The sequence below is a fragment of the Acidobacteriota bacterium genome, assembly GCA_020845575.1.
Lineage (GTDB): Bacteria > Acidobacteriota > Vicinamibacteria > Vicinamibacterales > Vicinamibacteraceae > Luteitalea.
The window spans coordinates 1-11,757 of record JADLFL010000042.1 but is presented as its reverse complement, the minus strand read 5'-3'; the positions used below and the strand labels follow the sequence as shown (position 1 = coordinate 11,757).

Genomic DNA, 11,757 nt, shown 5'->3' with positions numbered 1-11,757 from the left:
GGCCGAGTGCATCCTCACGGCCGAGGATCCCGTCGAGTCGCGCATCCTCGGCGTGACGCAGGTGCAGTGCGACGCGGAAGAGCTCACCTACGCGATGGCGCTGCGCAGCTTCCTGCGCCAGGATCCCGACGTCATCATGGTCGGTGAGGTGCGCGATGCCGAGACCGCCGACATCGCCCTGAAGGCCGCGCTTACGGGCCATATGGTGCTCTCGAGCCTGCACACCAACGACGCGGCCGGTGCCGTGCTCCGTCTCCTCAACATGGGGCTCGAGTCCTTCATCGTCGCCTCGGCGCTGCGCCTGGTCGTGGCGCAGCGGCTCGTGCGTCGGTTGTGCAAGGAATGTCGCGTGCCTGTCGAGATCGACGCCCGCACGCACCCGATCTTCGCTCCGTACACGCGCCTGCACCATCATGGGCGCGTCAGCATCAACGAGCCGCGGGGATGCGAGGCCTGCACGGGTCTCGGCTACCGCGGCAGGACAGGTATCTTCGAGGTCCTCCGGATCTCGCCCGCGATCGAGGATCTCGTGATGCGCCGCGCATCGGTCTCCGACATCCGCGTGCAGGCCTGGCAGGACGGCATGCGCACCCTGCGCGAAGCCGCCCTCGCCAAGGTGCTCGCGGGTGACACGTCACTGGCCGAGGTGCTCGAGCACACGGTCGCCGTCGAAACGCCTGCCGCCGTCCCTGCGTGATGCGCACCACCACCATCATGACCGCCGGAGGCAGCGCCACCGACCGGGGCCCGGTGCGCGAGGTCAACGAGGATCGCGTCCTCTGCGAGGACCGCTACGGTCTCTACGCGGTGTTTGACGGCGTCGGCGGACACAACGCCGGTGAGGTCGCCGCGCAGATCGCGCTCGAGACGGTGGCCGGCTACATCGCCCGTTCCTTCACCGAAGCCGACGACGACACGTGGCCGCTCGGCTGGGCTCCCAGGTTCTCGGCGACGTCCAACAGGCTGCGGACCGCGATCGTGCTCGCCAACCAGCGCGTCCATCTCGCCGCCCAGTCGGACGCCGCGCTGCAGGGCATGGCGACCACGGTCGCCGCCGTGCTCGTCGCCGGCGACGTCGTCGCGTTCGCGCACGTGGGCGACAGCCGCATCTACCGCGTGGAGCCGGGCCCGGCGCGCCTGCTCACCGAAGACGATGCGGCGACGGTGGAGCAGGTCGACGCCAATGGCGAACGTATCGGCACGCGGCGCGCGCTGACGCGCGCGCTCGGTGCCGATCAGGAAGTGACGACGTCGATGGCCGAGATGCCGGTCCCGTCGCACCTGCGGCTGCTGCTGTGCAGCGACGGCCTGCACGGCGTCGTAGAACCGGAGGAACTCGAAGCGGACGCCCTGGCCGGCGCGCCGCACGAAGTCGCCCAACGCCTGATGGACGAGGCGATCAGGGCAGGCACGCGCGACAACGTCAGCGTCCTGGTCGTGGACGTGGGAGAACGAACGTGAAGACAGAGCAGATGGGACGCGTTGCCGCGGTGCTGGCCGCCGCAACGCTCACCGCGGGCCTTGCGTCGGCGCAGCCCCTGGCGCCCAAAGACACCCAGGCGTACAAGAACATCGCGTACGAAGTGGCGTTCAGCTATCCGAAGAAGGACTGGATGCTGGTGCCGGCGGCCGGCGGCAACGTCGCGTTGCTGATGCAGAAGAAGGCCGAGGCGAGCCTCGCGCTGGACTTCACGGTGCTCCGTGTGGCCCTCGAGCCCGACGAGATCGACGACACGTTCAAGGAGATCGAACTCGAACAGCTCACCGCGCGTGCGCCGCATGCGCGTGTCGCGAGCAGCGAACTCACCGAACTCAACGGCAACAAGGTGGTGGTGATCCGCTACGCCGCCGCCGGGCTCGTCGGCGACCTGGACGTCACGCAGTACAGCGTGGTGAGCGGGGCATCGCTGTATCGCCTGACCTGCGCGTCCACGCGCGCCACGGCGGCCAAACACGCCAGGGCGTGCGTGACAGTGGCACAGACGCTCGTCGTCGGCCAGCAGTGAGACGACCCCGCGCGCCGACGCGCGTCATCGACTCGCGCGGCGGCCTCGTGGCGCGCGTGGTCGAGGCGCGCACGGCGTGGTCGCGCATGGTGGGCCTGCTCGCGCACGCGAACCTGCCCGCCGGAGAGGGACTCCTGCTGGAGCCTGCCTGGTCGATCCACACATGGTTCATGCGGTTCTCGATCGACGTGGTGTTCCTCGATCGGGACCGCCGCGTCCTTGCCGTGTTCCCGTCGTTGCCACCGTGGCGTCTCGTGTCCGGCACGCGCAAGGCCACGACCGTGCTCGAGTTCGGTGCCGGGACGCTCGACAGGACGCCTCTCCATCCGGGCGACATCCTCACGCTCGCTCCGACGGAGTAACATCGGCCTTCCGATGACGACATCCCGCCGGATTCGGCTGATCGCGGGCGCGTGCGCGGTGGCCGCGTCGTGGTGGGCCGTCGCGCTGTCCGGCGCGGGGCAGGCGCCGGTTCCTCGAACGCCGACATCACCGCCCGCCCCTGCGCTCGGGCCGTGGCTCGAACCCGACGCGCCATTCTTCTCGTCGGTACTCGACGCGCGCCGCGTGGGACGCGGCCTGCCGACGGCGAACCTGTCGCCGAGGGCGATCGTGCTGCCGGCGGGCGCGCACCGCGTGGCGTTCGATCCCGATCTGTTGCGCGTGGCGGCGATCTGGCGCGGCGCCGGTGTCACGCCGACGGCGCTCGCACCAGGGTCGTATCACAAGCCCGACAGGAAGACGCCGGGCGGCCAGAATGCGCTGCCCGAACCCGACGGTCCCGTACTGATTGCCACCGGGATCCATCCCGGATGGCAGTGTGGCGATCGTCCCGACTTCAGCGACCCGCGATCGCCGGCACCGTCGCCGGGGGAGGTCGGGCGTGGACCGCTCGACGCGGCGCAGGGCCGTTTCACCGCCGTGCGTCTCACGCGCGACGGCGCGGTGCTCGAGTACGACGTGGCCGGGACGCCTGTCCGGGAGTGGGTCTCGCCGGTGCCGGGCCGCCCCGGCGCCATGGTGCGACGGTTCGAGACAGGGCCATCGACGCGCACGCTGTGGCTCGTGCTGGGCGTCCTGGCGCCTGGCGTCGACGTGAGCGTGGCTGCCGAGGGGTCTGCGCGTCCCGCGCTCGAGACGGTCGCCGCGGCCGTCGACGGGGCACCCGCGCAGGTCGTGCGCGTGCCGCCTCACGCGTCGGCCCTGCGGTTCGCCGTCTCGATCTTCGACGATGGCGCCGCGCCGCCCGTGACGCTCACGGCGGTGCCGTCTGTGCCTCCGGGCCGTCGCTGGCGGCAGGCCGTCACGACGTCCGTCAACGCGTCACCATCCACTGACGCATTCGTGGTGGACGATGTGGCTCTGCCGGTGGAGAACCCGTGGCGGCGCGGCGTGCGGCCGGCCGACATCCAGTTCTTCGCCGACGGCACGGCCGCCATCGTCACCCTCGACGGCGACGTCTGGCTCGCACGGGGATTGGCTGAAGCCGGACACCGGGCATCGGGCACCGGGCACCGGATTGGCAGAGCGGCTGTGGAATGGCGGCGGTTCGCGTCGGGGCTGCACGAGCCGCTCTCGATCGCGATTCGCGACGAGCGGCTGTACGTGTTCGACAGGAACGGCATCTGGCAATTGCAGGATCGCGACGGCGACGGCGAAGCCGATCGCCACGAGCTGTTCTCGAACGCCTTCGCGCAGACGGCCGACACGCGCGAATTCCCGAGCACGCTTCGCCTCGGGCCTCGCGGTGAGTTCGTCATCGCCAAGGGCGGCCAGGAGGCCACGACGATCGGCAAGCACAACGGCAGCGTGCTGCGCGTGTCGGCCGACGGGCGAGACGCGACAGTGCTCGGTTACGGATTGCGGCAGCCGCAGCTGGCCGTGCATCCGCGCACGGGCCTGGTGACGGCGAGCGATCAGCAGGGGCACTACATCCCGAGCACGCCGCTGCACATCGTGCGCGACCACCAGTTCTACGGTTTCCTGGGCGACATCGTGCCGAAGGAAGCCTATCCGGCACCGATCGCCGCGCCGCTCACGTGGATCCCGCACGAGGTCAACGCGTCGGCCATGTCGCAGATCTGGCTGTTCGGATCGCGCATGGGGCCGCTCGACGAGGGACTGCTGCACATCGGCTACAACAGGCCAGAGGTGTTCCGCGTACTGCTGGAACTGGATCGCCCCGTACCGCAGGCCTCCGTCGTGAGTCTCACGTCGGCGTTCGACTACCCGCCGCTCAATGGCGCCGTCAATCCCGTCGACGGGCAGGTGTACATCGCGGGTTTCCAGATCGTCGGGTGGGGAACGACGGCCACGCGCATGGCCGGCCTCGGCCGCGTCAGGTACACGGGTGCGCCGGTGACGGTCCCGAATCGCGTGCTGCCGATGCGCGAGGGCGTGCTCCTTCGCTTCGACGTGGAGATCGATCCGGCCACGGCAAATGACGCCTCGCGATACACCGCCGCGTCGTGGGGCTACAAGCGGTCGTTCCGCTACGGGTCGCCGAACTACAAGGCCGACGGCACCACGGGCATCGACACGCTCGTGCCGAGTCGCGCGTACGTGTCCGGGGATCGCCGGTCGGTGTTCGTGGCCATCCCGGATCTCCGTCCCGTGATGCAGTTGCGGGTCGGCTGGACGCTGCGCACGCCTGACGGTCTCGCCGTCGACGGCGATGCGTACACGACGCCGTATGCCCTGGAGCCCTTCAATCCGCAGGCACACGGCTTCGGCGCGATCGCGATCGACACCACGCGTCGCGAGACACCGGTGGCCGTCGTGGCCGAGGCGCGTCCGAGCGTCGAGCAGGGGCGCGAGCTGTTCGCCAGGTACGGGTGTCTCGCGTGTCACGCCACGGTGCGCAGTGAATCCGCGCGTCTCGGTCCATCGCTGGCCGGCGTCTTCGGCGCGGCGCGCCCCATCGCGGGCCGCACGGGACGCGTCACGGCGGACGAGGCCTACCTCAGGCAGTCGATTCTCGATCCGACGGCCGCGGTGGTAGAAGGCTACCAACAGGGCGGCGTCGGGATGCCGAGCTTCGCCGGCGCGCTCACCGATTCCCAGATCGACTCGGTCGTGTTGTATCTGAAGAGCCTCAGATGAATGTCATGAAACAGATGACGGTTGCCCGTTGCCGATTGCCGGTTGCCGGAGTGCTCATGTGTCTGCTCGCCGCAGCGCCCGCGTGGGCGCAGGGCCAGGCGGCCAGGAAGCCGAACATCCTCGTCGTGCTGACCGACGATCAACGCTGGGATGCGCTCGGTGTCGTCCAGCGCGAGCAGGGAGAGGCGGCGCTGTTTCCGTGGCTGCAGACGCCCAATCTCGATCGGCTCGCGGCGGAGGGGGCGCGGTTCAGTCAGGCGTTCGTGACCACGTCGCTGTGTTCGCCGAGCCGCGCGGCGCTGCTGAGCGGACGGTACGCGCGCCGGCACGGCGTCCTCGACAACTTCACGGAGTATCCCGTCGACCTGCCGAGTTATCCGCGCCGGCTGAAGGACGCCGGGTACGAGACGGCGTACATCGGCAAGTGGCACATGGGTGAGGACAACGATGCGCCGCGTCCGGGTTTCGACCACTGGATGAGCCATCGCGGCCAGGGCAACTACTTCGACAACGAGTTCAACATCGACGGCACGCGTCGCCAGATCGACGGGTACTACACGACGGTGGTGACCGACCACGCCGTGCGCTGGATCGGCAAGTCGCACGACAAGCCGTGGCTGCTCGTGCTCGGCCAGAAGGCGCCGCATGGAGGACCGATCCAGCCCGAGCCCCGCTTCGCTCACGCGCTCGACGCGTTTCCCGTGCGCGAGCCCGTGAACTACGGCGACTACAAGGCGTCCGACGGCAAGCCGGCCTGGCTCGAAGAGAGTCTCCCCACCTGGCATGGCGCGAAAGGGCCCCTCTACGACCTGAAGCAGCACGACACGTTCGTGCGCACGTATCTCGCCACGTTGCTGTCCGTCGACCGGAGCGTCGGACGGCTCTACGAGGCGCTGCAGGCGTCGGGACAGCTCGACGACACGGTGATCGTCTTCACCAGCGACAACGGCTTCGTGCTCGGCGAGCACGGCCGCGTCGACAAGCGGACGATGTACGAGGAGAGCATCAGGGTGCCGCTGCTCGTGAGATATCCGCGCGGCGTGAAGGCGGGCACCGTCGTGTCGCAGATGATCACGAGCCACGATCTCGCGCCGAGCCTCATCGCACTGGGTGGCGGCGCGCCCCTCGAAGGCATCACGGGACGATCGTGGGTGCCGCTCCTGCGCGGCGCGCGCATCGCCTGGCGCGACGCGTTCCTCTACGAGTACAACTACGAGAAACAGTTTCCTTACACACCGAACGTCCGCGGCGTGCGCACGGACTCGTGGACGTACATCCGCTCTCCGCACGGCGACGGAGCGCCTGACCGCTTCACCGCGGAGCTCTACGACCTGCGCGCCGATCCGTACGAACGTCGCAACCTCATCGCCGACCCCGCGCACGCCTCGCGCCTGACGACCATGCAGGCGCTCCTCGAGCGCGTCTCGAAAGAAGCCGGCCCCGATCGCATCCCCGTCTACGAAGGCATCGTCAATGTGAGGCCGGTGCACTGAGGACAGTACCGGCAACCGGCAACCCGGCAACCGGCAACAGGGGTTTGCACCGCACGCAACCGCCGTGAGCCGGAAGAATGGAGGATGTCCGGTTGCCGGTTGCCGGTTGCCCATTGCCGGTTGCCGGCTTCCACTACACTCCCCTCATGGCGTACTTCGGCGACGATGAGATGCGGGCGTTGACCGAGCGGCTGTCGGGGATGACCGGGCCGGTGCGGCTCGTGTTGTTCGTGCAGGCGTTCGGGTGCGAGACGTGTGACGCGACGCGGCGGGTGCTGCGGGACCTGGCGCAGGCCAATGCGCTCATCACCGTCGAGGAGAAGAACATGGTCCTCGACACGGCCGACGTCGAGGCCTACGGGATGATTGCCGCGCCGGGCATCGCGATCGTCGGCGATCGCGACAGGGGCCTGCGCATGTACGGGATGCCCGATGGCTACGAGCTCGTGTCGCTGCTCGAAGCCATCCTGCTCGCGTCGGCAGGCGACTCCGGACTGAGCGACGATTCCCGTGCCCTGCTCGCGGCGGTCAGCGGGCCGCGCACCCTGCAGATCTTCTCGACACCCACTTGACCGCACTGTCCCCGGGCGGTCCGCCTGGGATGGCAGGTGGCGATCGAGAGCGACCTCGTCACGACGGCGGCCGTCTCGGCCGTCGAGTTTCCCGACCTCGTTCGCCGTTTCCGTGTGTCCGGCGTCCCCAAGACGGTGATCAACGACGCCGCCGACATCCTCGGCGCCGTTCCGGAAGCCGAGTTCGTCAGCGCAGTGACCCGAGCGGGGGAGTGACCGCTCCGGACCTTTTTGCCTTCTGGCTTTCGACCTTCGAAGCGCTCTATCCGGTTGCCGGTTGCCGGTTGCCGGTTGCCGATCCATATCCGACTCACTTGGTCCCAGTTGACAGTCCGTGGACGGGTTGCAGATCATTCGTCCCGCGGCGGGGTGTGGTGGATGTTCACCATTGGCCCCACCCACCCATTTCCCACAACCGGAGATCGCGTCGGCCCTCGTCGCCGCCGAGCGGCGGGGGGTGGCCGCGCCTGCTGGGGGCGTCGGGAGATCGACGGACTCCGGCGCTGATTTGTGTGACAGAATACGCGCGCCTTTCGCCTGCAGTTCGGGGTGTGTCGTTACCGTGAACCCATGAGCCAGATCTTCCCGCGCAGTGCCAACGCGATTGCACGCTTCTCGCTGATTGGCCTTCTTCTCTTCGGCGGCCTCGTGGTGTCGATCGTGGGCATGTCGATGCGGTCCGACTACGTGACCGGGGCCAATTCCACAGTCGATCAGCCGGTCCAGTTCAGCCACCTGCACCATGCGGGCGGCATGGGCATCGACTGCCGCTACTGCCACACCTCGGTCGAGCAGGCCGCGTCGGCCAACGTGCCGCCGACAAAGACCTGCATGAATTGTCACAGCCAGATCTGGGCGCAGAGCGCGTATCTCGAGCCCGTCCGATCGAGCTGGAAAACCGGCGAGTCGCTCATGTGGACCCGCGTCCACGACCTTCCGGACTTCGTCTACTTCAACCACTCGATCCACGTGAAGAAGGGCATGGGCTGCGAGACGTGCCACGGCCGCATCGATCAGATGCCGGGCATCATGCAGAAGAAGTCGCTCCAGATGGAGTGGTGCCTCGACTGCCACCGCAATCCTGCGCAGTACGTGCGTCCGCGCGAGGCGGTGTTCACGATGGGGTACGAGCCGGACGGCGATCAGCTCGAGATCGGCCGCAGGCTCGTGCAGGAGTACAAGATTCAGAGTCTGACGAGCTGCTCGACGTGCCACCGGTGATCGTCGCCGTTGACACACGCCAGCTGCCGGCGACGAGCACGGCAGCACCCGTTGCGAACCATGAGTGATATCGATCTGTCGGCCATTCGTGCCCGGCTCGCCTCGGCTTCGGGGCCCACGTTCTGGCGCAGCCTCGACGAGGTTGCCGAAACGCCGGAGTTCCAGCGGTACCTCCAGCGCGAGTTCCCGGAACACGCCGCGGAGCTGGGCGATCCCGCCGGCCGTCGACAGTTCCTGAAGCTGATGGGCGCGTCGCTGGCGTTGGCCGGCGTCACGGGCTGCACCCGCCAGCCCGCCGAGCACATCGTCCCCTACGTGGTGCCGCCCGAGGGGTTCGTGCCAGGCAAGACGCAGCTCTACGCCACGGCGATGCCTCGTGGTGGCTACGCCGAGCCGGTCCTGGCGGTGAGCCTCCACGGCCGGCCGATCAAGATCGAGCCGAATCCCGAGCACCCGATCGGCGGCGGGACCAGCCGGTACGGACAGGCCTCCATCCTGGGGTTGTACGACCCCGATCGCTCGCAGACGGTCACCTATCGCGGCGACATCAGGTCCTTCGCGGACTTCCAGTCGGCGATGGCGGGCGGTCTCATCGCGCAGCAGGCGGTGGGCGGCGCGGGGCTCCGCTTCCTCACCGGCACGATCACGTCGCCCACCGTGGCGGCGCAGATCGCGGCCGTGCTCGACATCTATCCGGACGCCCGCTGGATCCAGTACGAGCCGCTCGATCGCGGCGGCGTGGCCGACGCGCTGGCTGCGGCCTTCGGGCAGCGCGTGGAGCCGCGGCTGCACCTGGACAGCGCCGACATCATCCTGTCGCTCGACGCCGACTTCATGGACGAAGGGCCCGACGAGCTGCGCAACGCGCGCACGTTCGCCGCGCGTCGCCGTCTGGTGAACGGCGGCACGTCGATGAACCGGCTCTACATCGTCGAGAGCCGCACCAGCAACACCGGGACGAAGGCGGACCATCGCCTCGCGGTTCGCGCCGCCGACGTCGACGGTATCGCCCGTGCCGTTGCCGCGCGCCTCGGCGTGCCTGGCGTGTCGGCCGGTACGCTGCCCGCCCACGTGAAGCAGGCGTGGATCGACGCGGTGGCCGACGACCTGAAGGGCGCCGCCGGTCGTGCGCTCGTCGTGGCCGGCGACAACCAGCCCGCGTCCGTGCAGGTGCTGGCCGCTGCGATGAACCAGGCGCTCGGCGCGGCAGGCACGACGGTCACCTACGTGCCGTCGCAGGCGGCGCGCGTCGATGGCCGTACGGGTACGCTCACCGAACTCGTCGGCGACATGACGGCCGGCACGGTCGATCTGCTCGTGATGATCGACGTCAACCCGGTGTACGACGCGCCCGTCGATCTCGGCTTCGCCGATCAGCTGGCCAAGGTGGGCGTGCGTGTGCACGCTGGCCTGTACGCCGACGAGACGGCGGAACTGTCGCACTGGCACGTGCCGCTCTCGCACTACCTCGAGACGTGGGGCGACGTGCGCGCGGCAGACGGTACCGTGTCGATCGTCCAGCCGCTCATCAACCCGCTCTACGAGCCGACGCGCGGCCCGATCGAGATCCTCGCCGCCTTCGGCGACAACCCCGCCGCCACGGCGTTCGAGACCGTGCGCGCGCACTGGGAGACCGCGTTCGGCGAAGGCGCATACACGGCGCCCGACGGCTCGGCGTTCGCCGATTTCGAGAAGTTCTGGCGGCGCGCGGTGCACGACGGGTTCATCGCCGGGACGGCCGTGGACGCCGTCACACTCGGCGTACCGTCGTCCATCCCGGCGGCGCCCTCGGCACCCGCGGCAGACGCGCTCGAAGTCACGTTCACGGCGGACCCGACGGTGGCCGACGGGCGCTTCGCCAACAACGCGTGGTTGCAGGAACTGCCCAAGCCGCTCAACAAGGTGACGTGGGACAACGTCATCGTGATGAGCCCGCGCACGGCGGAGCGTCTCGGCGTCGGCGCCCAGAAGATGACCCGCTACAAGGCCAACGTGGCCACCGTCACCGTGAACGGCCGGTCGGTGACAGGCCCGGTGTGGGTGCAGGCGGGACATCCCGACAACTCGGTGAACCTGCAGCTCGGGTACGGGCGCTGGCGCGCTGGCAGCGTGGGCACGGGGATCGGGTACAACGCGAACCTGATTCGCCGGTCCACGGGACCGTCGTTCGCGCTCGGCGCGGAGGTGGCGCCCACGGGCGACACCTACACCGTCGCCAGCACGCAGATGCACTTCAACATGGAGCAGCGTGCGGTGGTTCGCACGGCGTCGCTCCCCGTCTACAAGGCCGACCCCACGTTCGCGCAGCACATGACGCACGTCCCGAAGTACGAGGACACGCTGCATGGCAACGAGTGGAAGTACGACGGCCAGTACAAGTGGGGCATGGTCATCGACCTGAACGCCTGCGACGGCTGCAATGCGTGTGTCGTGGCGTGCTCGTCGGAGAACAACATCCCCGTCGTGGGCAAGCAGCAGGTGTCGATGGGGCGCGAGATGCACTGGCTGCGGATCGACCGCTACTACGAGGGCGATCTCGACGCGCCTGTCGTCCACGATCAGCCGATCGGCTGCATGCAGTGCGAGAACGCCCCGTGTGAGGTCGTGTGCCCGGTGGCCGCGACGATCCACAGCGAAGAGGGGCTCAACGACATGGTCTACAACCGCTGCGTGGGCACGCGCTACTGCGCGAACAACTGCCCGTACAAGGTGCGTCGTTTCAACTTCCTGCTCTACTCCGACTTCACGACGCCGGAGTTCATGGCGCAGCGCAATCCCGACGTGACGATCCGCAGCCGCGGCGTCATGGAGAAGTGCACCTACTGCGTGCAGCGGATCAATCACGCGCGCATCGACGCGAAGACGGCCGGTGAGCCGATCGCCGACGGCACGATCAAGACCGCCTGCCAGCAGTCGTGCCCGGCTGACGCCATCGTCTTCGGCGATTTGAACGACGCGGCCAGCCAGGTCGTGAAGCTGAAGCAACAGGAACGGAACTACGGCCTCGCCGAGGATCTGGGTGCGCGTCCGCGCACCAGCTACCTGGCCAAGGTGCGCAACCAGAACCCGGCGTTGGTCGGCTAGCGATTCAGTTCAGGAGCAGGTAGTGGAAGCTTCACAGTATCCAAAGGACGACTTCAGAGCGCCGTTGCCCATCATCGGCGCCGGTGAGAGCTACACGTCCATCACCGATCAGCTGACGACGATGGTGCTGACGAAGCACACACCGATGGTGTGGTTCGTCACGACGGCCGTGGGCTTCGTGCTGTTGATGCTCCTGTTCGTCTCGCTGGGCTGGCTCTTCGCCAAGGGCATCGGCGTCTGGGGCAACAACGCTCCGGTCGGCTGGGCGTTCGACATCAT

General features: G+C 68.5%; 11 protein-coding genes. All 11 read left to right on the top strand.

All coding sequences use genetic code 11. From position 1 onward, the window contains the following. On the top strand, positions 1-697 hold a 697-nt coding region (gene tadA / locus IT182_12440), incomplete at its 5' end, for a Flp pilus assembly complex ATPase component TadA (GenBank protein MCC6164149.1). After that, positions 697-1,461, top strand: a complete 765-nt coding sequence (locus IT182_12435; protein ID MCC6164148.1) for a serine/threonine-protein phosphatase — start codon at positions 697-699, stop codon at positions 1,459-1,461. The genes tadA and IT182_12435, both read left to right, overlap by 1 nt. Beyond that, complete coding sequence (locus IT182_12430) at positions 1,458-2,006, top strand: hypothetical protein (protein MCC6164147.1); 549 nt, start codon at positions 1,458-1,460, stop codon at positions 2,004-2,006. Before IT182_12435 ends, IT182_12430 begins: the two co-directional genes overlap by 4 nt. An 86-nt stretch (positions 2,007-2,092) precedes the next feature. Continuing rightward, positions 2,093-2,368 (top strand): DUF192 domain-containing protein, encoded by a 276-nt coding sequence (locus IT182_12425; protein ID MCC6164146.1) that lies wholly within the window; start codon positions 2,093-2,095, stop codon positions 2,366-2,368. Between the two features lie 13 nt (positions 2,369-2,381). Further along, positions 2,382-5,108 carry a c-type cytochrome gene (locus IT182_12420; protein ID MCC6164145.1) on the top strand — a complete coding sequence of 909 codons (2,727 nt, stop codon included), beginning with the start codon at positions 2,382-2,384 and terminating at the stop codon, positions 5,106-5,108. Between the two features lie 14 nt (positions 5,109-5,122). Then, positions 5,123-6,601, top strand: a complete 1,479-nt coding sequence (locus IT182_12415) for a sulfatase (protein ID MCC6164144.1) — start codon at positions 5,123-5,125, stop codon at positions 6,599-6,601. Positions 6,602-6,747: 146 nt separating this feature from the next. Then, a complete protein-coding gene (locus IT182_12410) occupies positions 6,748-7,173 on the top strand; it encodes a hypothetical protein (GenBank protein MCC6164143.1) in 426 nt (141 codons plus the stop codon). Between the two features lie 36 nt (positions 7,174-7,209). Beyond that, on the top strand, positions 7,210-7,389 hold the full coding sequence (locus IT182_12405; protein ID MCC6164142.1) for a thioredoxin family protein: 180 nt from the start codon (positions 7,210-7,212) through the stop codon (positions 7,387-7,389). 354 nt (positions 7,390-7,743) lie between these two features. Then, a complete protein-coding gene (locus tag IT182_12400; GenBank protein MCC6164141.1) occupies positions 7,744-8,394 on the top strand; it encodes a cytochrome c3 family protein in 651 nt (216 codons plus the stop codon). A gap of 60 nt (positions 8,395-8,454) precedes the next feature. Beyond that, the gene (locus IT182_12395; protein MCC6164140.1) at positions 8,455-11,478 is read left to right on the top strand and encodes a TAT-variant-translocated molybdopterin oxidoreductase; all 3,024 of its coding nucleotides are present in this window, start codon (positions 8,455-8,457) and stop codon (positions 11,476-11,478) included. A gap of 22 nt (positions 11,479-11,500) precedes the next feature. Beyond that, positions 11,501-11,757, top strand: a 257-nt coding sequence (locus tag IT182_12390; GenBank protein ID MCC6164139.1) for a hydrogenase, incomplete at its 3' end; no start/stop codon positions are given.

Excerpts from the sequence above, each read along its gene's own strand:
- IT182_12395 (MCC6164140.1), top strand. The coding sequence starts at position 8,455 with ATGAGTGATATCGATCTGTCGGCCATTCGTGCCCGGCTCGCCTCGGCT.
- IT182_12425 (MCC6164146.1), top strand. The coding sequence starts at position 2,093 with ATGGTGGGCCTGCTCGCGCACGCGAACCTGCCCGCCGGAGAGGGACTC.
- IT182_12415 (MCC6164144.1), top strand. The coding sequence starts at position 5,123 with ATGACGGTTGCCCGTTGCCGATTGCCGGTTGCCGGAGTGCTCATGTGT.
- IT182_12410 (MCC6164143.1), top strand. The coding sequence starts at position 6,748 with ATGGCGTACTTCGGCGACGATGAGATGCGGGCGTTGACCGAGCGGCTG.
- IT182_12400 (MCC6164141.1), top strand. The coding sequence starts at position 7,744 with ATGAGCCAGATCTTCCCGCGCAGTGCCAACGCGATTGCACGCTTCTCG.
- IT182_12420 (MCC6164145.1), top strand. The coding sequence starts at position 2,382 with ATGACGACATCCCGCCGGATTCGGCTGATCGCGGGCGCGTGCGCGGTG.
- IT182_12435 (MCC6164148.1), top strand. The coding sequence starts at position 697 with ATGCGCACCACCACCATCATGACCGCCGGAGGCAGCGCCACCGACCGG.